The 24995-nt window shown below is 30.4% G+C and carries 25 protein-coding genes; 10 read left to right on the top strand and 15 right to left on the bottom strand.

Annotated features, from left to right (window positions below; translation table 11 throughout):
- Positions 1-59 precede the first annotated feature (59 nt).
- Genes H0I28_RS17045 through H0I28_RS17035 form a run of 3 tightly spaced genes read right to left on the bottom strand, consistent with a single transcriptional unit; the run spans position 60 to position 3456 of the window.
- Positions 60-2099, bottom strand: a complete 2040-nt coding sequence (locus tag H0I28_RS17045) for a dipeptidyl peptidase 3 (protein WP_218759890.1) — start codon at positions 2097-2099, stop codon at positions 60-62.
- 38 nt (positions 2100-2137) lie between these two features.
- Positions 2138-2899 carry a hypothetical protein gene (locus H0I28_RS17040; protein WP_218752129.1) on the bottom strand — a complete coding sequence of 254 codons (762 nt, stop codon included), beginning with the start codon at positions 2897-2899 and terminating at the stop codon, positions 2138-2140.
- A complete protein-coding gene (locus tag H0I28_RS17035) occupies positions 2896-3456 on the bottom strand; it encodes a DNA-3-methyladenine glycosylase I (protein WP_218759888.1) in 561 nt (186 codons plus the stop codon). The genes H0I28_RS17040 and H0I28_RS17035 overlap by 4 nt, the downstream gene beginning before the upstream one ends.
- Positions 3457-3554: 98 nt before the next feature.
- On the opposite strand from H0I28_RS17035, the gene H0I28_RS17030 reads away from it, so the two are divergent.
- Positions 3555-3986 carry a DUF6146 family protein gene (locus H0I28_RS17030; protein WP_218752128.1) on the top strand — a complete coding sequence of 144 codons (432 nt, stop codon included), beginning with the start codon at positions 3555-3557 and terminating at the stop codon, positions 3984-3986.
- Here H0I28_RS17030 and H0I28_RS17025 read toward each other — a convergent pair.
- On the bottom strand, positions 3979-4473 hold the full coding sequence (locus tag H0I28_RS17025) for a dihydrofolate reductase (RefSeq protein ID WP_218759886.1): 495 nt from the start codon (positions 4471-4473) through the stop codon (positions 3979-3981). The two genes, H0I28_RS17030 and H0I28_RS17025, sit on opposite strands and share 8 nt — an antisense overlap.
- A gap of 302 nt (positions 4474-4775) precedes the next feature.
- On the opposite strand from H0I28_RS17025, the gene H0I28_RS17020 reads away from it, so the two are divergent.
- Entirely contained in the window at positions 4776-5072 is a 297-nt protein-coding gene (locus H0I28_RS17020; protein WP_218733771.1) for an isoamylase early set domain-containing protein, read from the top strand.
- Between the two features lie 85 nt (positions 5073-5157).
- Here H0I28_RS17020 and H0I28_RS17015 read toward each other — a convergent pair whose 3' ends face one another.
- The 5 genes from H0I28_RS17015 to H0I28_RS16995 all read right to left on the bottom strand — a co-directional run bounded on the left by H0I28_RS17015 (position 5158) and on the right by H0I28_RS16995 (position 10422).
- Positions 5158-5982, bottom strand: a complete 825-nt coding sequence (locus H0I28_RS17015; protein ID WP_218759884.1) for a thymidylate synthase — start codon at positions 5980-5982, stop codon at positions 5158-5160.
- Between the two features lie 165 nt (positions 5983-6147).
- Entirely contained in the window at positions 6148-7593 is a 1446-nt protein-coding gene (locus H0I28_RS17010) for a NupC/NupG family nucleoside CNT transporter (protein ID WP_218732582.1), read from the bottom strand.
- 17 nt (positions 7594-7610) lie between these two features.
- Positions 7611-8222: a bifunctional nuclease family protein gene (locus tag H0I28_RS17005; RefSeq protein WP_218759882.1), complete on the bottom strand. Its 612-nt coding sequence runs from the start codon at positions 8220-8222 to the stop codon at positions 7611-7613.
- A gap of 389 nt (positions 8223-8611) precedes the next feature.
- The gene (locus H0I28_RS17000) at positions 8612-9568 is read right to left on the bottom strand and encodes an electron transfer flavoprotein subunit alpha/FixB family protein (RefSeq protein WP_218759881.1); all 957 of its coding nucleotides are present in this window, start codon (positions 9566-9568) and stop codon (positions 8612-8614) included.
- A 107-nt stretch (positions 9569-9675) separates the two neighbouring features.
- A complete protein-coding gene (locus H0I28_RS16995; protein WP_218759880.1) occupies positions 9676-10422 on the bottom strand; it encodes an electron transfer flavoprotein subunit beta/FixA family protein in 747 nt (248 codons plus the stop codon).
- Positions 10423-10618: 196 nt separating this feature from the next.
- Between H0I28_RS16995 and H0I28_RS17755 the strand changes: the two genes are divergently transcribed.
- From H0I28_RS17755 to H0I28_RS16970, 6 genes are all read left to right on the top strand, one after another.
- Complete coding sequence (locus H0I28_RS17755; protein ID WP_368384475.1) at positions 10619-10765, top strand: acyltransferase family protein; 147 nt, start codon at positions 10619-10621, stop codon at positions 10763-10765.
- On the top strand, positions 10753-11409 hold the full coding sequence (locus H0I28_RS17750; RefSeq protein WP_218761834.1) for an acyltransferase family protein: 657 nt from the start codon (positions 10753-10755) through the stop codon (positions 11407-11409). The genes H0I28_RS17755 and H0I28_RS17750 overlap by 13 nt, the downstream gene beginning before the upstream one ends.
- A gap of 253 nt (positions 11410-11662) precedes the next feature.
- The gene (locus tag H0I28_RS16985; protein WP_165732143.1) at positions 11663-12643 is read left to right on the top strand and encodes a pyruvate dehydrogenase complex E1 component subunit beta; all 981 of its coding nucleotides are present in this window, start codon (positions 11663-11665) and stop codon (positions 12641-12643) included.
- 250 nt (positions 12644-12893) lie between these two features.
- Positions 12894-15404, top strand: a complete 2511-nt coding sequence (locus H0I28_RS16980) for a DUF5686 family protein (RefSeq protein ID WP_218732577.1) — start codon at positions 12894-12896, stop codon at positions 15402-15404.
- A 129-nt stretch (positions 15405-15533) separates the two neighbouring features.
- The gene (locus tag H0I28_RS16975) at positions 15534-16067 is read left to right on the top strand and encodes an inorganic diphosphatase (RefSeq protein ID WP_068448985.1); all 534 of its coding nucleotides are present in this window, start codon (positions 15534-15536) and stop codon (positions 16065-16067) included.
- Between the two features lie 283 nt (positions 16068-16350).
- Positions 16351-18699 (top strand): sodium-translocating pyrophosphatase, encoded by a 2349-nt coding sequence (locus H0I28_RS16970; RefSeq protein ID WP_218759879.1) that lies wholly within the window; start codon positions 16351-16353, stop codon positions 18697-18699.
- A gap of 121 nt (positions 18700-18820) precedes the next feature.
- On the opposite strand, the gene H0I28_RS16965 is transcribed toward H0I28_RS16970, so the two are convergent.
- Positions 18821-18982, bottom strand: coding sequence for a DUF1328 domain-containing protein (locus H0I28_RS16965; protein WP_165732137.1), 162 nt, complete (start codon positions 18980-18982; stop codon positions 18821-18823).
- Between the two features lie 330 nt (positions 18983-19312).
- Here H0I28_RS16965 and H0I28_RS16960 point away from each other — a divergent pair, with 330 nt between their 5' ends.
- On the top strand, positions 19313-20338 hold the full coding sequence (locus tag H0I28_RS16960; RefSeq protein ID WP_218752121.1) for an AraC family transcriptional regulator: 1026 nt from the start codon (positions 19313-19315) through the stop codon (positions 20336-20338).
- A gap of 19 nt (positions 20339-20357) precedes the next feature.
- Here the strand turns inward: H0I28_RS16960 and H0I28_RS16955 are convergent, their stop codons facing one another.
- The 5 genes from H0I28_RS16955 to H0I28_RS16935 form a co-directional block, all read right to left on the bottom strand.
- Positions 20358-20558: a DUF6327 family protein gene (locus H0I28_RS16955; RefSeq protein ID WP_218732574.1), complete on the bottom strand. Its 201-nt coding sequence runs from the start codon at positions 20556-20558 to the stop codon at positions 20358-20360.
- A gap of 24 nt (positions 20559-20582) precedes the next feature.
- Entirely contained in the window at positions 20583-20930 is a 348-nt protein-coding gene (locus tag H0I28_RS16950) for a hypothetical protein (RefSeq protein WP_218732573.1), read from the bottom strand.
- A 3-nt stretch (positions 20931-20933) separates the two neighbouring features.
- Positions 20934-21266: a YtxH domain-containing protein gene (locus H0I28_RS16945; protein WP_218732572.1), complete on the bottom strand. Its 333-nt coding sequence runs from the start codon at positions 21264-21266 to the stop codon at positions 20934-20936.
- Between the two features lie 155 nt (positions 21267-21421).
- Positions 21422-23032, bottom strand: coding sequence for a phosphoenolpyruvate carboxykinase (ATP) (pckA, locus tag H0I28_RS16940; protein WP_218759878.1), 1611 nt, complete (start codon positions 23030-23032; stop codon positions 21422-21424).
- Positions 23033-23122: 90 nt separating this feature from the next.
- Positions 23123-23506, bottom strand: a complete 384-nt coding sequence (locus tag H0I28_RS16935; RefSeq protein ID WP_218759877.1) for a DUF423 domain-containing protein — start codon at positions 23504-23506, stop codon at positions 23123-23125.
- Between the two features lie 70 nt (positions 23507-23576).
- Here H0I28_RS16935 and H0I28_RS16930 point away from each other — a divergent pair, with 70 nt between their 5' ends.
- Positions 23577-24944, top strand: coding sequence for a saccharopine dehydrogenase family protein (locus H0I28_RS16930; protein WP_218759876.1), 1368 nt, complete (start codon positions 23577-23579; stop codon positions 24942-24944).
- Positions 24945-24995: the final 51 nt, after the last annotated feature.

The raw sequence follows: 24995 nt of genomic DNA, 5'->3' as shown, positions 1-24995 counted from the left end.
CAGAGTCGGTTTTTACATAAATTAATTTTAAAGATATTCCTTATCAGGAATAATTAATTTTAATTTTCCGTTTCTAAGAAGTTGTAATTTTTAGAGTAAAATAACATTTGCTCTTCAAAATCCTTAGGGTGTGTAACTTGTACATCTACAACCTTTCCACTTTCATCTACATCCGGAACCAAAACAGGGTTTACAAAACCATTATAAGGTGCAGATTTAAATTGCTCGTTTCTTTTTAAAACTTCTGCATGTAATTGTTGATCCACTTTAACACCATAGCCTTCTACCAAAGCTTTAGCAGCTTCAAAATCACCTTCAGATTTTATACGTTGTGCCTCTTTTAATAAACTTCCAAATATTTCTCTTAACTTATCGTAATCATTTATATTGAAGTACGTTTTACCATCTCTTACAACTTTCTCTATTACATTGTCCTTTTTACCTTGCTCAAAAGCCCAAGCTGAAACCCATTGCCTGTTTACCATATGGTCTTCTTCAATATCATCTCCTAAATTAATTCTCACCAATTGTGTCATTAATCCATTTCTAATATATCCATCATAAGCAGCCATCCCTAACTCCTTGTAATTATCTGTCAACCCTAATTCTTGCAATTTAACATCCATTAAGTAATACAAACCAACTAAATCTGCACGTCCTTCTTCCATTGTGGAAGCATAATTTTGAAGTGTTTCTTTTGGTTGCCCTATTCCTTCATTAATAACACCAGAGGCATGCCCAACAACTTCATGTAAAGAAGTATGTAGTTTATCTGCAATCTGACCGTATTTTTCTTCCAAACGAACTTCCTCTTCATCATTGGCAAATTCTTTTAAACGATCAGTTCCGCCTACATTGTTATAAGCACCAATAATGTTTCCTAAAGAAACAGATTTAGAACCATGTTGTTCACGAATCCAGTTGTTATTCGGTAAGTTTACACCAATTGGCGTACTTGGAGATGCATCTCCAGCCTCACCAGCAACATTTACCGTTTTATAAGAAACCCCAACTACATTTTCTTTTTTATGAGAAGGATCTAAAGGAGCATTATCTTCAAACCACTGCGCATTATCAGATAAAACTTTCATTTTACGAGACATGTCAAAATCCTTAATCTGAACAATAGTTTCATAAGAACCTCTATATCCTTTTGGATCGTTATAGACTTCGATAAAACCATTTATCCAATCGATATTTCCTTCTGTTGAAGTTGCCCAAGCAACACAATACTGATCCCAAACATTTAAACTTCCTGTTTTGTAATATTCTATTAATAACTCTAAAGTATGCGCTTGTTTATCGTTTTCTGCAACTCCTTTTGCTTTTTCTAACCAACCAATAACATTGTCTAATGCAGCACCATACATGCCGCCAGATTTCCAAACTTTTTCTACTAACTTACCATTTTCTCTTACTAGTTTAGAATTTAAACCTGCCTCAATTGGTTGCTCTTTAGATCCTTTATAAGCTGTTTTATAGAATTCAGCAACATCTTTGTCTGTAATATCTGGTCCATAAAAATTAATTGCTGATGACAAGATATTGTCAACTCCAGATTTCTTATTTACTTTTTTATTATCAGCATCATTAAACAAAATTTCAATTATTTCTGATGACAATTCTGTGTTTGAGTTTTTTAATAAATCCTCTGTAAAATATTCTTTTGTAAATGCTGGTTTTAATTTATCATTAGAATAATGATGATGAATTCCATTAGAAAACCAAACTCTTTTTAAGAAGGTTTTAAACGATTTAAAATTATCATTTTCTCTATCTCCCGTATAATTTTGGTTAATATTTTCTAACGCTTTTCTAATACTTAAATTATAGCGATAGTTTTGATCCCACATAATATCTCTACCAGACAAACCTGCTTGGGTTAAGTAGTAAACAAGTTCTTTTTCTTTTAAAGTAAGTTCTTCAAATCCTGGAATTTTATAACGCAATACTTTAATATCTCCAAATTGCTCTACAAAATGGTTAAATTCAGTGGCTACTTTTTCACTTTCTTTTTCGGTTTCTTTTTTTGGTTCCGAAGTACAAGAAGCCAATAATAAGGCAACTGAACAACCAAAAATCATCTGTTTTATATTCATTTTATTAAATTTATAATTGATGTATAAAGGTACAAATTTTAAGCGCGTATACTTCGTATATTTTTAAGTCTACTCCAAGTTATATTATGTCTTTGAGTATAAATTACAAAGCAACCAATATCTAATAAAAAGTAAAATAAACTAATACCACTTGGGGGATTATTACTTGGTAAAAACTCAAAAACCTCAAACCCAATACTTGGCCATCTCCAGCATCCAAACGCAGTACCACCAATTTCTAGAATTGCTACTAAAATATACATCGCATAGAAAAACAACCTATCCTTAGGCCTTTTCCAAAGTAATAGAAAAACACCTATTGTCATTACAAAACCAAAAACATCTGAAAAGAAAACAAGATATGTGGTTGCAAAAATGGCAATTACAATTGCAAACAATTGCTCTATAGCTTTATTGTATTTTTTTACAACTGATGCCTTACTAAACATTAAAATTCTACCATACAAAGCGGCATGACCAATAGGTACATAAAACGGTACATTCTCTAACCTATAAGTATACATACTTAATGCTCTAGAAAAAAGATATTCTCCTGCAAAACCTAAAATTACAGCATAAATCATTAGTTCTTTTACTCTTGGAGTAGATCTAAAGTACATTTTAAAAAAACCAGCTAGCATTAAAATATTAATTAATAGCTGCGAGCTTGTTACGTTTTCTGCAAAATAAATACTATCAAAAAACAAGACGAAAACAAAAAAAATAAAGCGACCAATTTCTCTGTTAAAAGTAGAAATGATTTTTTTTAAATCATCTTTAGGTATTTCAAATACATTCATTCTTTTAAATATTTAAAACAATCTGTGGTGTGGTCATTTACCATACCAATAGCTTGCATATACGCATACACTACAGTAGATCCTACAAATTTAAAACCTCTCTTTTTTAAGTCTTTAGAAATTTTATCTGATAGTGCTGTTGTTGCCGGAACTTCCTCTCTTTTATCGAACTTATTAATAATTGACTTGTTATTAACGTAAGACCAAATAAATTTAGAAAAAGAACCAAACTCTTGTTGAATTTCTATAAATAATTGCGCATTTGTAATGGCACTTTTAATTTTTAGTTTATTTCTGATAATACCTGAATCTTTTAGCAAAGATTCATATTTACTTTCAGAGTAGGTTGCTATTTTTTTATAATCGAATTGATCAAAAGCAAGTCTAAAATTTTCTCTTTTATTTAAAATTGTAATCCAACTTAAACCCGCTTGAAAAGTTTCTAAGATTAGAAATTCAAATAAAATACGATCATCATAGACAGGTGCTCCCCACTCTTCATCATGATATTTTTTATACAAGTCACTGTCTGTTACCCAAAAGCATCTTTGTCTCATTCCTTTTTATTAAGGTTGAAAATTAATGTTAAATCAATTAAAAACCAATCTATTTTAGAATATTTTTCGGAACTTTACTATAAATAAAACAATTGATTATGAAACTATTAAAACAACTTCTTATCCTTTTTTCTTTTGGATTATTTGTGTACGCTTGTGGTTCATCACCAATAAAAAAAAATACAACTACAGAAGAAAAACCTGTTATTATTGCCAATGATAGTTTAGAGTATGAAGTAATTATTATAGACCCTGGTTTTAATGCATTTTTAGCTTCCGTAGCGAAACCAGAAGGTTATTATTCTCAAAACTACCTAGAGGCTAGAAATAGAACTTGGGTTTTAGAATGGAATAATAGAGCTAGAAACCCTATACAATTCAACGCTAATATCTATGAAAATATCGTAGACTACCAATCTACTACAGATTACGGTTACGACGTAAACTACAAATTATTTAATTACTTTTTATTTGCTCAACAAAAGTATAAAATGAATTTAGGGGGAGGTTTTTCTAGTAGAATTAGATAGTTTTCTTTGAGTATCTTACAAAACTAAAATCAAATTTATTTTTTTCGTCTGCTAAAAAATCTTCTCTTGCTGTTTCTTTCCAAATTTTTAAATCTATCTCCGGAAAAAAAACATCTGCTTCAAATTCATGATGCACCTGAGTAATATCTAACCTATCTACCAAGTCTTTCTCTATGCATTCTTTATAAATTTGTGCACCACCAATTATAAAAATATCATCTTTATTTTCTACCATTTCTATGGCTTCTTCAATACTATTGGCAATTAAACACCCTTCTTTAAAATAATTTTTATTTCGGGTAATTATAATAGTTGTTCTATTAGGTAAAGGTTTACCTATAGACTCAAAAGTATTTCTACCCATTAAAATGTGATGTCCGGTTGTAACCTTTTTAAACCGTTTTAAATCTGCCGGTAAATGCCAAATTAAAGCATTATCCTTTCCTAAAGCATTATTTTTTGCAATTGCTGCTATAATTGTAATCATAGAATCCTAAAATTTCAACAAAATTAGAATATTTCTACCAAGATTTGACGTTTTAAGGATACTTTAAATCAATATAGCATACTTACGAATACGTTTTCGAACTGAAAACACTGAAAATCAAGCAGAAACAAACATGCTTTATTTTATATAAACAATAATTTTAATTCCCTTTAATTTTGAATTATTAATAATATATATAGCCATTTTACATAACTGATAATTCTTTTATTTTCTTACTAAATAATGATGTTTATAACCAAGTAGTTACATATTTTTACTTAAAATTTTTGAATAGAATAATTATGGCAATTAAAAAACAATTTTTAAAAAGCAAACCAGTTTGTAAAGTAACTTTTACTGTGCCTGCTGAAGAAGCTAAAAAAGTAGTGGTAGTAGGATGCTTTAATGAGTGGAATGAAAAATCGGCTCCTTTAAAGAAATTGAAAAATGGTTCTTTTAAAGGTACTTTAGATTTAGAATCGGGAAAATCTTATGAGTTTAAATACTTAATAGATGGTACATATACAAACGAACAAGAAGCAGATGGACTTGCTTGGAACGACTTTGCAGGAACAGAAAACAGCGTATTAAATTTATAATAACAACGTTATTGATATAAAAAAAAAGAGCTTCCAATTAATTTTGAAAGCTCTTTTCTGTTTTATGATCAAGTAAGTTTAATTTCTAAACCGCAACTTTTCCTTTAATATGTGGGTGAGGATTATAATCTAACAGCTCAAAATCTTCGAAAGTAAAATCTTCGATATTTTTTATTGCTGGGTTTATTTTCATTTTTGGTAAAGGTCTAATTTCTCTAGCCAACTGAACTTCAAATTGTTCTTTATGGTTATTATAGATATGAGCATCTCCAAAAGTATGAATAAACTCGCCTGCCTCATAACCACAAACTTGTGCAATCATCATTGTAAATAAGGCATAAGATGCAATATTAAAAGGCACTCCTAAAAAGATGTCTGCACTTCTTTGATATAGCTGACAAGATAACTTACCATCTGCTACATAAAATTGAAAAAAAGCATGACAAGGAGGTAATGCTGCTTTTCCATTGGCAACATTTTCTGAAAAAGACACAGAAGTGTCTGGTAATACAGAAGGATTCCAAGCAGAAACCAACATTCTTCTTGAGTTTGGATTGGTCTTTATAGACGTTATAACATCTTTTAACTGATCTACCTCATCACTATTCCAATTACGCCATTGATGTCCGTAAACAGGACCTAAATCTCCATTTTCATCAGCCCAATCATTCCAGATTCTTACGCCGTTTTCTTGTAAATATTTAATATTTGTATCGCCTTTTATAAACCAAAGCAATTCATAAATAATAGATTTTAAATGTAGTTTCTTAGTAGTAACCATTGGAAAACCTTCACTTAAATCAAAACGCATTTGGTATCCAAAGACACTTTTTGTTCCAGTACCTGTTCTATCTCCTTTTTCGTTTCCGTTTTCTAAAACGTGTTTTACTAAGTCGTGATATTGTTTCATTATAATGTGTAAGCGTTTAATTGTTTATTTGTGTAAACGTCAATAATAAACTTCTGTAAAAATAGAAAAAGCATCAATAATTTTTCTTGATGCTTTTTAAATATTGTATAAAAGTTATTAACGGATTGAAGATAACATTTTATGATTATCTGTAGCGATTCGCCACTATCCTATAATCATACCTGCAATTGTTGCAGACATTAAAGATGCAATAGTACCTCCTATTAAAGCTTTCATTCCAAACTCTGACAATACTTTACGTTGCCCAGGAGCTAAAGAACCAATACCTCCTATTTGTATTCCTATAGAAGCAAAGTTAGCAAAACCACATAACATATAAGTCGCCATAATTATAGACTTGTTAAAAGTTAAATGTGTAGCGCTTGTTGCATTTTTTAAATCTGCCAATTGTATATAACCAACAAACTCACTTGCGGCTAATTTAATACCTAATAACTGCCCCATTAACGCCATATCTTCCTGAGCAACACCAATAAGCCACATTAAAGGAGCAAATATATATCCTAAAATAAACTCTAAAGAAAGACCATCATAAAGAGTGTTTTGTGCAATAATATCGTTTAGAGAAGTAATTCTCCATTCTAGACTTAGATATTCAATTGTAAAACCATCAAAAGATGCAACAGCTCCTAAAATACCATTTAACATCGCAATGATAGCTACAAAAACTAGAAGCATTGCTCCTACATTTACTGCTAAACGAAGCCCTTCTGTGGTTCCATTAGCAATAGCGTCTAATATATTAGCACCTATTTTTTCTTGAGAAACAGAAACGTCAGAATTTACTTCTTCTGTTTGTGGATATAATATTTTTGAGATTACAATAGCACCCGGAGCCGCCATTACAGAAGCTGCTAATAAATGTTTAGCAAACACCAATTCTAACTCTTTATCTCCACCACCTAAAAAACCAATGTAAGCAGCCAACACAGCACCTGCAACAGTTGCCATACCACCAATCATTACCAATAGCATTTCCGACTTATTCATTTTCTCTAAATAAGCTTTTATTAAAAGTGGTGCTTCTGTTTGTCCTAAGAAGATATTACCCGCTACAGAAAGACTTTCCATACCAGAAATACCTAAAAACTTAGATAAAACAATAGCTAAAACTTTTACTACTTTTTGAATGATTCCTAAATAGAATAATAGAGATGTTAAGGCAGAAAAGAATATAATTGTTGGCAATACCTGAAAAGCAAATATGTAACCAAACTTATTCATATCGCCTACAATACCAGCAAATAAAAACTCACTTCCTGCTTTTGTATAAGCTAATATTTCTATAAAAATCCCTCCAACAAATTCGAAAATAGATTGAATAAATTCTACTTTTAAAACTCCAATAGCAATTATTAATTGTAAGAATAAACCAATACCTACTTTTTTCCAATCAATTGCTTTTTTGTTTGCACTAAACAAGAAAGCTATTATAATTAAAGAACACATACCTAAAACACCTCTCCATAAACTCTGAAAAGAAAAACCTTGACTAGGTACAATTTCTGTAATAGCAGAAACAGTTTCTGTACTTTGAGAGAAAACAGAAATTGACAACAAACAGAAAACAGCAATAAATATTTTTTTCATAATGTGTACGTATAATATTAAGAGCGTTTACTTATTTCGTCTCTAATTTTTGCAGCCAACTCATAGTTTTCATCGGAAACTGCATTATTTAATTGATCGTGAAGCTCTTTTAAAGATACATCTGAAAAAGGTTCTTCTTTTTGAACAACTAAGTCTTCTAATTCTAACGAAATTTCGTCTGATTCTGAAGTATCTTCGATACCAAATTCTTCTTCTATTTTTAGAAAAATACCTGCTTTTTCTAAAATATTTTCATAAGTATATATTGGTGCTTGAAAACGAACTGCTATGGCAATTGCGTCTGAAGTTCTTGCGTCTATTATTTCTTCTACACCGTCTTTTTCGCAAACTAAGCTAGAAAAAAATACACCATCTACTAATTTATGGATAATTACCTCTTTTACTGTGACAGAAAAGCGGTCTGAAAATGTTTTAAAGAGATCATGTGTAAGTGGTCTTGGAGGTTTAATTTCTGTTTCTAAAGCTATGGCAATAGATTGTGCTTCGAAGGCTCCAATAATAATAGGTAAAGTTCTCGTTCCTTCCATCTCACTCAAAACCAATGCATAAGCACCACTCTGAGTTTGACTGTAAGAAATACCCTTTATAGTTAATTGTATTAAACTCATAAATTTATTTACGTAAAACTAAAAATATTTGTAATTTTTTTTGAGGTCATTTTCACAAACTTTTTAGAGGGCACAATTTAATAAAAATAATAGCTTAAAGCTGATATTTCTCAAAAAAGTGATATTTACTATTGCGTGAAGGATTGTAGCAGTTGTTTGAGCTCTTTTTATTTTTCTTTTAAAAATAAAAAAGCGAGTGCGGAAAGCCTGACAAAATTATTTGGTTCTGGTAAATGTTTATAAAAAAAACTTATCAAAATTTTACTTCTGATAAGTTTCTAATAATACATTTTAAATAATTTTGGCACGCCCAAAAAGAATAAATTCTTTAATTAGATTCCTATTTTAAAAGAAACTCCCAAGCAATGCTTTCATTAACTTTTTAATAATTAAGATGCTTTAAAAGCTTTTAATTTTTCGATTAATTTTGGTACAACTTCAAAAGCATCACCAACAATACCATAATCTGCTGCTTTAAAAAACGGCGCTTCTGGGTCTGTGTTTATAACTACTTTTACTTTTGATGCATTGATACCTGCTAAATGTTGGATTGCTCCAGAAATACCAATGGCAATATATAAATTAGATGCAACTGGCTTACCTGTTTGCCCTACATGTTCTGCATGTGGACGCCATCCTAAATCTGAAACTGGTTTAGAACATGCAGTTGCAGCTCCTAAAACTTCTGCCAACTCTTCTACCATGCCCCAGTTTTCTGGTCCTTTTAAACCTCTACCTGCAGAGACAACAATTTCTGCATCTGCAATAGTTACTTTACCAGTAACTCTTTCTATTTTTTCTGATTTAACTCCTGATTCTACTATTGTAGCTTCAAAAGTTTCTGTGCTTCCTGCAACTTCATTTTCATGAACGCCATAAGAATTTTTGGCAACTCCTATAACTTTATGCTCTGTAGAAATTACAGTATTTGAAAATGCTTTGTTAGAAAATGTTTTTCTTTTTACCGTAAACGGACTCGTACTTGATGGTACATCTACTACGTTAGAAACGCAACCTGCTTCTAAGTTTACTGCAATAATTGGCGCTAGATACAAACCATCTGTACTAGAATCTACAACTACAACAGTTGCACTTTGTGCTTTTGCAACTTCTGTAATTACAGCTGCATATTGTTTTGCATTAAAAGTTTGTAAAGCATCATTAGAAACTGAAACTACTTTCTCTGCTCCGTACGTATATAATTCTGATGAATCGCTTGCATTTATTGTGATTGCAACAACATTAGTACCTAATTGTTCTGCAACTTTTTTTCCATATGAAACTACTTCTAAAGCAGTTTTCTTAAATTTTCCTTCCGATGAATCGGCAAAAACTAAAACAGACATATATTTATTTTTTTAAATTGTGTAAAATGTGTAATTATTTAACTGTGTAATTGTTGGGTAATCGTTATAACAATTACACGATTCAACAATTCACCAATTACACCTCCTTATATTACTTTTGCTTCGTTATGCAATAAGCTAATTAACTCATCTACATTATCTGCATCTACTAATTTTACAGCTCCTTTTGCTGGTAGTTTTTCAAAAGATTGAATACTTGTTGATGCTTCATTACTAACTGGCTCTACCACTTCTAATGGTTTTTTACGTGCCATCATAATTCCACGCATGTTTGGTATGCGTAAATCTTTTTCTTCAACCACTCCTTTTTGTCCACCAATTACTAAAGGCAATCTTGTTGATAAGGTTTCATTTCCTCCATCTATTTCTCTAGTTGCAGTAACAGAAGTACCGTCTACTTCTATACCAACACAACCATTTATAAAGTTAAAATCGGTTAAAGTAGCTAACATTCCAGGAACCATTTGACCATTATAGTCTGCAGATTCTTTTCCTGCCAATACTAAATCATATTCGCCATTTTTAACTACTGCGGCTAATTCTTTTGCTACTTGAAATCCGTCTGTTGGGTTTACATTTACACGTATTGCATTATCGGCTCCAATTGCTAAAGCTTTACGTAATGTAGGTTCTGTTTCTGGACCACCAACATTTACAATTGTAACAGAAGCACCTTGTTTTTCTTTAAACCACATGGCTCTTGTTAAACAAAATTCATCGTAAGGGTTAATAACAAACTGTACACCATTTGTATCAAATTTTGTATCGTTTTCTGTAAAATTAATCTTAGATGTGGTATCTGGAACATGACTAATACAAACCAATATTTTCATAAAATTCTATTTTTATACTTTTTATCTGCAACGAAAATACGTAATTTTTTAAAAAAATACTATGCATGCATAGTATTTTTTTAAATTATTTAACTTTTTCTCATTAAGAAGATACATTTATTTAATAAAATGTAAAAAAAGTATGCTCTTTACAGTTAAAACAAAATTAATAGTAAAATAAAATTTCAAAAAAAATATCAGCGCTCTAGTTTCAAATCAAAAAAGAATAAATTGGATTGACCAAATTAAAGGTTTTGGTATCATTCTAGTTGTTATCGGACATAATTTCCCTTTAATCGAGAATTATATTTATAGTTTTCATATGCCTTTATTTTTTTTTTAATTGCGAGCGTTTTTCATCCTAAGAAATCTTATTTCGAGATCGTTAAAAAAAGGGTTCAACAACTTTTAATCCCATACTTTCTATGGAGTTTTATGTTTTTTCTCTTTTGGTTATTTTTAGGCAGAAAATATGGAGAATCAGCAGCTTTAGAACTTTCTCCAGTTAAAAATTTTATGGGTGTTTTTTATGCTCAAGGAGACGTAGAATATATGAATTGGGGAATTCCAATGTGGTTTTTACCCTCCATTTTTTTAACTTTTCTTATTTTTTGGTTGATAAAAAAAATCATCCAAAACAAAAAAGTTAAATTCCTAATCATAATTATTAGTGTATTTATGGGTTTTTTAATTCCTAGATTCACAAACATAAAGCTCTTTTGGAGTTTAGACGTTTCTTTAATTTTTTACACCTTTGGTTACTACACTAAAAACTATTTGTTTTTTAATAATTGGAAAGGAGAGAAAATATCTCTTTTTATTTTAGGTATACTTCATTTAATTTTTTCTTTATTCCTTCTGCAAGAAGTAGACATGTATAGATTTAAATATGAAAATGAGTTTTTATTTATTATAAATGCACTTGTAGGAGTTCTCTTTTGGTGTAACTTTTATAAAACTAGTACTCTTTTTAACCATAGTATCTAGTGTTTTTAATTTTACCGAACTAGAAAAAATAATCTTAGTCCTTTTTCAACTATTATTAATGTATCCTCATACCCTTTTAGATTTATCTAATATAAAAGGTTTTGATTACACAAAAAGTCTTAGTATTTTTAATTAAAAAATAAATAATGATAAATGAATTTAATTCATATCATTATTTATTTATTTTTGACTAATTTTATTCTCATAAATGATTACTTTTGCAATAGAAATTACTAATTACAATTAATACTAGATGAAAACAGTTCAATTCAGAGAGGCTATATGTGAAGCCATGAGTGAAGAAATGCGCAGAGATGAAAGCATTTACTTAATGGGTGAAGAAGTAGCCGAATATAATGGTGCATACAAAGCATCTAAAGGTATGTTAGATGAGTTTGGTGCTAAACGTGTTATAGATACACCTATTGCAGAACTTGGTTTTGCAGGTGTTGCTGTTGGTTCTGCAATGAATGGTCTTAGACCAATTGTAGAATATATGACTTTTAACTTCTCTTTAGTTGGAATTGATCAAATTATAAATAACGCTGCCAAAATTAGACAAATGTCTGGTGGACAATTCAATTGTCCAATTGTTTTTAGAGGTCCAACAGGTTCTGCTGGTCAATTAGGGGCAACACACTCACAAGCATTTGAAAACTGGTTTGCAAATACACCTGGTTTAAAGGTAATTGTACCTTCTAATCCTTATGATGCAAAGGGTTTACTAAAAGCAGCTATTAGAGATGACGATCCGGTTATTTTTATGGAGTCTGAACAAATGTATGGTGATAAAATGGAAATCCCAGAAGGAGAATACATTATCCCTATTGGAGTTGCAGACATTAAAAGAGCAGGAACAGATGTAACAATCGTTTCTTTTGGAAAAATTATTAAAGAAGCTTATAAAGCTGCTGACGAATTAGCAAAAGAAAATATTTCTTGTGAAATTATTGATTTAAGAACAGTACGTCCAATGGATCATGCTGCTATTTTAACATCAGTAAAAAAGACAAATAGATTAGTTATATTAGAAGAATCTTGGCCATTTGCTAGTATTTCTACAGAAATAACTTATAGAATACAAGAAGAAGCATTTGATTATTTAGATGCTCCTATTAAAAGAATTACTACTGCAGATACTCCTGCTCCTTATTCTCCTGTTTTATTTGAGAAATGGATACCTAATTATAACGATGTTATAAAAGCGGTAAAAGAAGTGATGTATAAAAAATAAAAAGAACTTCAATAAATTCTTAAAAAAGGCTAATAAATATATATTTTATTAGTCTTTTTTTTATTTGGATTAATTCAAAAAAATAACACTTCTACACTATCTAAAACTCACGTATTTTCTACTTTTAAATACTACCTCAATCAAAATATCTTTTTTTTAGTAAGGACGTAAATAACACACCGACTAGGAAATAATTAATTGACGATTACGTTATCTAATTCACAAAAAACAACAAGAATTATTCTTACTAATGAAAATAAAACTCGCTTTAATTTATACTCTATTATTTTCTATCTCTTTATTAGCACAAACAAAAGTAAAGGGAATTATAACAGACGCAGACAACACACCTCTTCCTTATTGTAGTATACAATTTAAGGGCTCTATAGAAGGAACTACGAGTGATGAAAATGGTGGTTTTTATTTTGAATCTAAGGAAACTTGGAAAGAAATAGAAATATCTTTCATTGGCTATAAAACACTAATAGTTCCTTTAGAAAACCGAATTAGCTATAACTTAAAAATTATACTTGAAGAAGAAACAGATGCTTTAGATGAAATTATAATAGCAACAGGAAAACAACCCAAAAAGAACAATCCTGCAATAGACATTCTTAGAAAAATTTGGGCTCAAAAACGTAAAAATGGTTTAAGTCACTTTAATCAATATACCTATAAAAAATACCAAAAGGTAGAATTTGATTTAAATACTATTGATGAAAAATTAAAAGAGAAAAAAATATTTAAAGGATTAGAATTTGTTTTTAAAGATGTAGATACCTCTAGCATAACCGGAAAAACTTTTTTACCCGTTTTTTTAAATGAAAACCTTACGCACGTATATGGAGACAATACTTTAAATAAAGAAAAAGAAGTTTTAATTGCAAACCAAAACTCTGGTTTTAGCAAAGACCAACAACTTATCGATTATGTAGATGACCTATATGCTGAATATGATATTTATGATAATTATTTAAAAATCTTCGATAAAAGCTTTGTAAGTCCATTGTCTAAAACAGGAATCAACAACTATAATTATGTTTTAGCAGACAGTTCTTTTATAGGTAAAAAATGGTGTTATAATATTATTTACTATCCTAGAAGACAAAACGAACTTACTTTTAAAGGTAATTTTTGGGTAAATGATTCCACATTTGCTGTTAAAGAAATTAATTTACAAGTAGTAAAAAATGCGAATATAAACTGGGTTAAAGATGTGTATATAGAGCAAGAGTTTGAATTGTTAAACGATTCTATTTTTGTTTTAAAAAGAGACTATTTATTATCTGATTTTGCACTTAGTAAAAAAGATAAATCAAGAGGGATCTATGGTAAAAAAACAACCATATATAAAGATTATGTTTTCAATAAACCACTAAAGGATGAACACTTTTATGATAAAAAAGTTTTTACGCCAAACACCGATTCCATATATAGTAAATCTAGAGAGTTTTGGGACAATAATAGATTAGAAGAACTCAACAAAAATGAAAAAGGTATTTACAAATTAATAGATACCTTAAAAACGGTTAAAAAGTTTAAGAATATAAACAAAGCTGTTCAGACTTCGTATTCTGGATACTTTGAAATTGAATCCTTAAACATAGATTATGGCCCTATTTTTTCTACTTTTGGTTATAATGATGTAGAAGGATTACGAGTAAGAGTTGGGGCAAGAACTTATAAATCTTCTAATGACTTATTTAGACTAGAAGCCTATACTGCTTATGGCTTAAAAGATGAAAATTTAAAATATGGATTTCAAGCAAAATGGCTTCTAAACAAAAAAAATAGATTTATAATTACGGGTGGAAAGAAAAATGATATAGAACAAATTGGAGCTACTTTAACTGCAAATACAGATGTTTTAGGTAGAAGCGATGGTTCTTCATCATTAATAAGCACTGGTACAAATGATAAACTAACAAACGTTAATATTACTACGCTAACAGGAGAAATAGAACCAGCACCAAATTTAATATTAAAGCTTTCTGCAAATTATAAAACATTAAGTTCAGCTTCAGATAGTTTTAGTTTAGATTATAATGATGTTAACGCTTCAGGTGGCATATCTTCTAATATAAGGCAATTAGAAACCGTATTTTCTATGGGCTATTATCCTAAACGAAAAATGTCTGGTTTTGGAGTACAGCGAGAGCCTGCAAATACAAACTACACAAAATACTTTACCCAAATAACAAGAGGAACTAAAGATATTTTTGGTAGTGATTTTGATTATACTAAAGTACAGCTTTCTGTATTTAAATTATGGGAAATTGGCGGTCTAGGAAGGTTAAAAACTTCCTTAGAAATGGGACAAACTTTCGGAGAAGTCCCTTTAGGCTTATTAAGTGTTGCTCCAGGAAATCAAACTTATTTTATGTTTAACAACACCTTTAACCTGTTAAATTTCTACGAATTTGTAACAGATAAATATGCTTCTTTTCATTTAGAGCATAATTTTAATGGTAGAATTTTTTCTAGAATTCCGTTGTTAAAAAAGACAAAATTAAGAACTGTAATAGGTTTTAAAACCTTTTTAGGAGATATCTCTGACAAAAATGTTGCACTGAACACAACCGGCAATAGTTTTGAGATCCCCTTAACTGCTCCTTCTCAAGATCCGTATTATGAATACAGTGTTGGTGTTGCTAATATTTTTAAGGTATTACGAGTAGATTTTAACTTTAGAGGAAACTACTTTGATAATTCAGAAGCAAGAAAATTTGGAGTGACAGCAGGATTGATATTTAATTTTTAAAACAAGAAATTGAAGCATTTTAAGAACCAAATCGAAATCCTTTGCGTAAATTTATGCCCTCAAAACTAAAATAAAATTTAATTTATAACTATTTTTGTGTAAAACCAAAAAATGAAAGAACCGAAAGCAATGAGTAAAGAACCAAAAAGACAAGTAACTTTTGACGTACTTATAGAAATACCTAAAGGAAGTAGAAATAAATACGAATATGATTTTACATTACACAAAATCAGATTCGATAGAATGCTTTTTTCATCTATGATGTACCCTGGTGATTACGGGTTTATTCCTGAAACTTTAGCATTAGATGCAGATCCATTAGATGTATTAGTTTTAGGACACCAACCAACCTACCCAATGGTTGTTATGGAAGTTAGACCAATTGGAGTTTTCTACATGACTGACGAAAAAGGTCCTGATGAAAAAATAATTTGTGTTCCTGTTTCTGATCCTATTTGGAGTAATAAAGAAGATATCGCAGATTTAAATCCTCACAGATTAAAAGAAATTGAACACTTCTTTCAAGTTTATAAAGACTTAGAAAAGAAAAAAGTTGATACAGGTGGATGGGGAGACGCAGCAGCTGCAATTAAAATTTATGATGAATGTGTTAAACGTTATGATGATAGCGAACACAAGAAAAAAAGAACATTTACTATATAAGTAGATAACAAATTACAGAAGTATAAAACACCTTAAATTTTAAGGTGTTTTTTTTGTTTTCAATTTAAACCTCTTATATCGATAATAATTATCAAAACAAACATAATAATATTAAAATTCAATTGGAATTATTCATAAATCTGACATATGTCATAGTATAAATAATATAAAATAAACCATAATTAAATATAGAATCTTTAATTTATGTATACTTTTTTTATTAATTTAATTTAACTATTTTTAACATAATTAAAAAAAATATGAATTAAATTAACTAAATAACATGGAAATAATAGTAAATTTTTTACCACTATTTGGTGTGGTAGCGTTAATCTTCGTTTTTCTAAAAAGTGGTTGGGTATCCAAACAAGCAGTTGGTGACGAAAAAATGTCTCGAATAGCAAAAAACATTGCAGATGGAGCAATGGCATTCTTAAAAGCTGAATATAAAGTCTTAGCAATTTTTGTAATTGCTGTAGCCATCTTACTTTTCTTTAAAGGAAATACAGAAGTAGGTTCTAACGGAATGGTTGCTGTCTCTTTTATTATTGGAGCAATTTGTTCTGCTTTGGCAGGTTTTATTGGAATGAAAGTAGCAACCAAAGCAAATGTTAGAACAACACAAGCAGCAAAAACCTCATTAGGTAAAGCATTAGAAGTAGCTTTTGCGGGAGGTGCAGTAATGGGCTTAGGAGTTGTAGGTTTAGGTATCTTAGGGCTTAGTAGCTTATTTATGTTTTACCAAACAATGTGGCCTGGGGCAGAGAACTTAACATTAGTATTAAACGTATTATCTGGTTTTTCATTAGGTGCATCTTCAATTGCATTATTTGCACGTGTTGGTGGTGGTATATATACAAAAGCAGCAGATGTTGGTGCAGATTTAGTTGGTAAGGTGGAAGCTGGTATTCCAGAAGATCATCCTTTAAACCCTGCAACTATTGCAGATAATGTAGGTGATAATGTAGGTGATGTTGCTGGTATGGGAGCCGATTTATTTGAATCTTATGTTGGTTCTATTATTGGTACAATGGTATTAGGTGCTTTTATTTTAACACCTAATTTTGATGGTCTAGGAGCAGTTTATTTACCTTTAGTTCTTGGGGCTGTAGGTATTTTGATGTCTATTTTAGGTACATTTTTTGTAAAAGTAAGAGATGGTGGAAATCCACAAACAGCTTTAAATATTGGAGAATTTGGTTCTGCAGGTTTAATGGTTGTAGCTTCTTACTTTATAATAACAGCTTTAATTCCTGAATCTATAGAAGGTTTACCATTTGGAGCAATGGGTGTTTTTAAAGCAACAATAGCTGGTTTAGTAGCTGGTTTAGGTGTGGGTAAAATAACAGAATATTATACTGCTACAGGTAAAAAACCTGTAATGTCTATTGTAGCACAATCGGAAACTGGAGCAGCAACAAACATTATTGCTGGTTTAGGTGTGGGAATGATGTCTACCATGATCCCTATTCTTTTAATTGCTGCTGCAATTATAGTATCTCACTATTATGCAGGTTTATACGGTATTGCCATTGCAGCAGTAGGTATGTTAGCCAATACAGGAATTCAATTAGCTGTAGATGCATACGGACCAATTTGTGATAATGCAGGTGGTATTGCTGAAATGGCAGAATTACCACATGAAGTAAGAGAGCGCACAGATAAATTAGATGCGGTTGGTAATACAACTGCTGCGGTTGGTAAAGGATTTGCAATTGCTTCTGCAGCCTTAACTGCTTTGGCTTTATTTGCTGCCTTTATGAAAACAGCTAATGTTATTGCTATTGATGTTTCTCAGCCTCAAATTATGGCAGGTTTACTTGTTGGAGGAATGTTACCTTTTGTATTTTCAGCTTTATCTATGAATGCAGTGGGTAGAGCAGCAATGGCTATGATTGAAGAGGTTCGTCGTCAGTTTAGAGATATTCCAAAATTAAAAGCAGCTTTAGAAGTGATGCGTAAATACGATTCTGATATGACAAAAGCATCTAAAGAAGATAGAGCTATTTTTGATGCTGCAGACGGTGTAGCAGATTATGGAAAATGTATTGATATATCTACAAAAGCATCCATTAGAGAAATGGTATTACCGGGCTTATTAGCAATAGTTGTTCCTGTAGCTGTTGGTTTTATTGGTGGTGCAGAAATGCTAGGTGGTTTATTAGCAGGCGTTACAACTTGTGGTGTTTTAATGGCAATCTTTCAATCTAATGCTGGTGGTGCTTGGGATAACGCTAAAAAAACAATTGAAGAACAAGGTAAAAAAGGAACAGATGCTCACAAAGCAGCGGTTGTAGGAGATACTGTTGGAGATCCTTTTAAAGATACTTCTGGACCTTCTTTAAACATACTATTAAAACTAATGTCTGTTGTAGCTTTAGTTATTGCTCCTAGTATTGCTTTAAATAGTGCAGATCTTTCTGATTATAATAAGAGTATAAAAGAAGTAAAAATAGAAACTACTCAAACTTCTACAGATTTATCTAGCACAATAACTTCTATAACTATTGATGAAACGAATACTCAAGAAATTATAAAAGAAGAAACTAAAATTGGAAAGAAAGCAAAAGAGGCAGGAAAAGTAGCATCTGTAAATATTGTAAAAAACGAAAAAGAGGTTACGATTCAATAATAATTGAGAATTTACACATCAAATCAAAAAAAAAGCATCCATTCGAAATTTTCGAAAATGGATGCTTTTTACTTTTAACAAGTATTATATGCCCATATTTAATTGGGATTAAAAATAATAATTATACTTTTTTTCTTCCTGTAATTAAAGATATTAAGAAAAGAATAATGAAGATTACAAAAATAATTTTAGCGATTCCTGCTGCAGTTCCAGCAATTCCTCCAAATCCTAAAACTCCTGCTATTAATGCGATTATTATAAAAGTGATTGTCCAACGTAACATAATTTTAATATTTTAAATGAACGTTTGTTTACTTTAATGATGCCAAACGATGTACATCTATCTAATTTTTTCCAACTAACTAACTAACTAACTAACTAACTAACTGTTATACAAATATATTCCAATTAAACTTTGATTGTGATTGCATATACTCTAAATCTTAACTCATTTAATTTTTTCTTCTTTACTAAAAATTACCATTGAAAATTTAACGAGAATAAAAAAACTTGAAATATTGATAAAAAAGTCAACTTTGTTATTAAAATTTAAACTATTTTTATTTTTTGTACTGAACATTAAATAATTGTTCCTTTAAAATACTTTGCTACAATGATTGAGATTGAAATAATTGCTGATAGTGACAAAGATTTACTAGAGCAAATTGCCATAAAAATAGGAGGTTCTGTTACAAGTAACTGGAGCGAAAATATACTCACAATTAATAATGAGAACGCTATTGGAACAATTAAATTTATACCTTTTGATTGGGGTGTAAACTTGTTAGATTTTGATATAAAACTGCACAAAGAGTTTATTTTTAAAATTCAAGCAGTTCCTGAATTTAATCCTCTTCGATTTATGTACCCTTCATTTGGTTCTTTTAAACATCGATTTGGTATTGATAATAAAGAAAGCAAAATAGAACAATTTCAATCCTTAATTTTTACAAATAAAACAGATGGTTATAATTATATCCATTTACCTAAGAATGAAAAAGTAGAAATTAATCTTATAGAAATTGTCAGAAAGAAATTTTTAAAAAAAAGAACTACAAACGTTTCTACATTAAATGAAAAATTATATGAAGTTTTCGTAGACACAGATCATGATCATAGATTTATAAATTACGGTACGCTTAATTTAAAAATGGCCGATATAATTGCCCAAATAAAAAATGTAAAAGGGAAAGGAATGTTGCGTATTCTTAAAATTGAAGCCAGAGTTTATGAAATATTATCTTTACATATACAACAACACAATAGACTTCTAGAAGGTGTCCCTTTACCTAAGTCCATTGCCAAGGATGAGTTAAAAATTGTTCGTAAACTAGGTAAAACAATTGTAAAAAATCCTGCTAAAAACTATACATTGGAAGATCTTTCTTTAACTTCTGGTTTAACACAAGCAAAACTTCAAGATGGTTTTAAGTTTTTATACAACAGAACTGTTACAGAATATATAAGACATATTCGCCTAGAATCTTCAAGAGACCTTTTAAAGAATACAGATTTAAATATATCTCAAATTGTTTATAGTATTGGATTTAGTAGTAGAAGTTACTTTTCTAAAATTTTTAGAGAAAAGTATGGAATTACTCCAAACGGATTTAAGAAAAAATTATTATCCGTTGTGTAACTCCTTTATAAACCAACTACTATTTAAATATTTTCTTTATAAACATTAAGGTCCCAAACTTACCCAATGCAGTAACAACGTTACTTATTAGGGTCATAGGTTTTATACTTTCTTCAAAATCACTTTTCACCAATTTAAGTTCTTCTAAAGCAATTTGTTTTTCTAATGATAACTGCCTTAAATCAGTATTTATTTCTTCGAAACTTTGATATATTTTCATTTTCGTTTTTTTAGGCATTAATGATTAGTCATAAAATATTCTAGATACTTTAGATATTACTTTTTTCTCAAAAGATTTTCTCGAAAGATAAATAATTATAGAAATAACAAAGAAAAATAATCCCACAAATAAATATCCTAAAGCCGCGTTTTCGAGAAGTTCTCCCAAAGCAATGGCACTAGAGATTGCCAAAAATATAAACCCTAAGACAGATAAACTTCCTATTACAAAAAGTTTAACAATCATACTTAGGGTTAAAGCTGTTACTTGAAATGCCTTTAACTTTGAATACTCTATAGTTTTGGAGACATATTCTTTACTTGCTTCAGTTCCTTTATCTGCGGAATTTTTTATATTGTCGAATATACTCATCGATTAGGCAGATTTTTGTAATTTTTTATTTTGTTCTTTCAACTCTTTCAATTTTTTCTCTAAAGTTGAAATTACATCTTCTGCTTTATGACTAACGTTAGATACTACATTTTCTAATTGCGTGTCTAAACTTTCTTTTTGACCTGCTACTGAAGACGATACTTTTTCCGTTAAATCACTTGCCGTATCTACTATCTTATCTTTTGCTGCTAACGCTTCATCAGAAATTCTTTGTCTAGTTTTTGCTCCTTTATCTGGTGCAAATAAAATACCTAAGGTTGCTCCTATTACTGTTCCTGCTAATAATCCTACTACTGTATTGCTACTATTGCTCATAATTTTATTTTTTTTGATTAATATATAATTTAGTGTGTTTCACTTACACAAAGATACAGTATTAACAACCTCGTTATTAACTCTATAAATTTAAATCTTAGCTCAAACAAAAAAGCACCTCAAATTGAGGTGCTTTACTAAAAAAAACAAAACTACTAAAAAGCATATCGCTGAGGTCCACCTCTACGTATATCTTCACTTGCAACCTCTTCAAACTGCGTAAAGTTATTTCTGAAAGCATTAGATAGTTTAAATGCCGTCTTATAATAAGCTTCATCATTATTCCAAGTAGACCTCGGACTTAATAATTCTGTAGGCACCCCAGGACATGATCTTGGTTGTGCAACACCAAAAACAGAATGTATATGATAATCTTCATATTTATAACTCCCTAAATCGCCATTTAAAACAGCCGTAATCATTGCTCTTGTATATTTTAAGGGCATTCTTCTACCTACTCCATATTGTCCACCAGACCAACCTGTATTAATCAACCAAACATTTACGCCAGCGTCTTTCATTTTCTTACTTAGCATTTCTGCATATCTAGTTGGATGTAATGGCATAAAAGGTGCTCCAAAACAAGCAGAAAAACTTGGTGTTGGTTCCGTAACTCCTGCTTCTGTTCCCGCTACTTTTGCGGTATAACCAGAAATAAAATGATACGCAGCCTGATTAGGTGTTAATTTAGAAACTGGAGGTAAAACACCAAATGCATCCGCAGTTAAAAAGAAAATGTTCTTCGGATTTTTTCCTATGGATGGCACTTGTATATTCTCTATGTGGTGAATTGGATAACTAACTCTTGTATTTTGGGTAATAGAAGTATCTCCAAAATCGACAACTCCTTTATCATCCATAACTACGTTTTCTAAAATTGCACCTTTTTTAATAGCTGAAAAAATTTCTGGTTCTTGTTCTGCTGATAAATTAATCACTTTTGCGTAACAACCACCTTCAAAATTAAACACCGTATTTTCTGCCGTCCAACCATGTTCATCATCACCAATTAGACTTCTATCTGGATCTGTAGATAAGGTTGTTTTCCCGGTTCCTGATAATCCGAAGAAAATAGCAGTATCACCATCTTTACCAACATTTGCAGAACAATGCATTGGTAACGTATTTTTAAAAACTGGCAGAATAAAGTTTAAAGCAGAAAAGATTCCTTTTTTAATTTCACCTGTATAACCGGTTCCTCCTATTAAAGCTATTTTTTTACTGAAGTTTAATATAGCAAAATTGTGTTGTCTCGTTCCATCTACATCTGCGTCTGCCATAAAACCAGGCGCATTTATAATAGTCCATTCTGGAGAAAAAGTTTCTAGTTCCTTTTCTGTTGGACGTAAGAACATATTGTAAGCAAACATATTGCTCCAAGGTTGTTCGTTTACGACTCTAATATTTAATTTATATTTTTCATCGGCACAAGCATAACTATCTCTTACAAAAATTTCCTTACCTGATAAATAATCAACAACTTTAGTATATAGTGCATCAAATTTACCCGACTCAAAAGGAATATTCACATCACTCCACCAAACCTCATCTTTAGTTACTTCATCTTTTACAATAAAGCGATCTTTTGGTGAACGACCTGTAAATTCTCCTGTATTAACCGAAATAGCACCTAAAGAAGACACTTTTCCTTGTCCTTTTTTTAAAGTTTCACTATGTAGCTCGTCTGAAGTTAACTGATAACGAACTGTTGCATTTTTGATTCCTAGACTATTTAACGAAATCGATTTCGTACTTGTATCTACCATATCAATATATTTAATTATTTATAGATTAATTACTGACAAAATTACACTTTAATTCCAAACAGTAACATATCTTACATTAAAATTATCAATTTATTTACTATTACGGTATTTCTTTAAGAATATCATAATCATTAAAAACCAACCAATTATCAATGTTAATCCTCCTAAAGGCGTAACAAACCAAATAGATTTTGCTGTAATTGGAGTTAGATGAATCGCATAAATAGAACCAGAAAAAAGTAAAATCCCTAAGAAAAAAAGATAGCTAACCCTGTTTTTTTGTAAAGTAGTAAATCCGTCATAAATATTGATAAATAACAATACAATTACGTGATACATTTGATAACGGACCGCAGTTTCAAAACTCAACAACTCTGTAGCAGTTAAAACTTCTTTTAAAGCATGTGCTCCAAAAGCACCTAGAACAACGCCTAACATCCCTAAAACACACGTAATAATTAAATTTTTAAACATTTTTAATGGTTTTTGTTAAATTTTAAACAAAATTACTATCTTCGTAAGACTACAAAAATAAGATATATTGATGAAAAATATTCTAATTATTGGTGCAGGAAAATCAAGTTCTTTTCTAATAAAGTATTTGTTAGAAAAATCTGATGAAGAAAACTTAAAAATAACAATTGGTGATATTTCTACTATAAACGCAGACAAGCTTACCAACAATCATAAAAACGCAAAAAGCGTCATTCTAGATGTTTTCAATACCGAGCAGCGTCAAAGAATCATTAAAAAAATAGACATTGTAATCTCCATGTTACCCGCAAGATTTCATATTGAAGTAGCTAAAGATTGCATTCTTTTTAACAAACACATGGTAACAGCTTCTTATGTTTCTGATGAAATGAAAGCATTAGATAAACAAGCTAAAGAAAAAGGTTTAATCCTCATGAATGAAATTGGGTTAGACCCAGGAATCGATCACATGAGTGCCATGCAAATACTTGATAAAATTAGAAATAGAGGTGCTAAGATGTTGTTATTCGAATCTTTTTGCGGAGGATTAGTAGCACCAGAAAGCGACAATAACTTATGGAACTACAAATTTACATGGAACCCAAGAAATGTGGTATTAGCAGGACAAGGAGGTGCTGCAATGTTTATTCAAGAAAGTACTTATAAATACATTCCGTATCACAAATTATTTAGAAGAACCGAATTTTTAAAAATCAATGACAGTAATTTTGAGGCATACGCCAATAGAGATTCACTAAAATACAGAAGTGTTTATGGCTTAGATGATATACCAACCATGTACCGAGGAACTATTAGAAGAGTAGGTTTTTCTAGAGCTTGGAATATATTTGTACAGTTAGGTATGACAGACGATTCTTACACCATAGAAGATTCTGAAAACATGAGTTACCGAGATTTTGTCAACTTATTTTTAGCCTATTCACCTTCTGATTCTGTAGAGTTAAAGTTGCGTTCTTACTTAAAAATAGATCAAGATGATGTTATGTGGGAAAAGCTAATTGAACTTGATATTTTTAATCCGAATAAAAAAATTGGACTTAAAAATGCGACTCCGGCTCAAATGCTTCAAACAATACTAGAAGACTCTTGGACTTTGCAAGAAGCCGATAAAGACATGATTGTAATGCAACATCTTTTCGGTTATGAATTGAATGGAGAAAAACATCAAATAGAAAGTAGTTTAACCGTAATTGGAGAAAACCAAACCTATACAGCCATGTCAAAAACGGTAGGTTTACCAGTTGCAATTGCTGCTTTAAAAATTCTAAAAGGAGAAATTAAAACACCCGGAGTGCAACTACCAATTACAAAAGAAGTCTATGAACCAATTTTAAAAGAATTAGAAAATTACGGAATAAAGTTTATAGAAAAAGAAGTTTCTTATTTAGGGTATAATCCTAATTATGTGGTTGGATAGGATTGTTACACGGAGTTGCACAGAGGTTCACAGAGTAAAAACGCCCAACTT

It is taken from the genome of Polaribacter sp. AHE13PA (assembly GCF_019278505.1).
Taxonomy (GTDB): Bacteria; Bacteroidota; Bacteroidia; order Flavobacteriales; family Flavobacteriaceae; genus Polaribacter.
The sequence above is the reverse complement of the archived record's forward strand: the minus strand, read 5'-3'. Positions and strand labels throughout refer to the sequence as shown.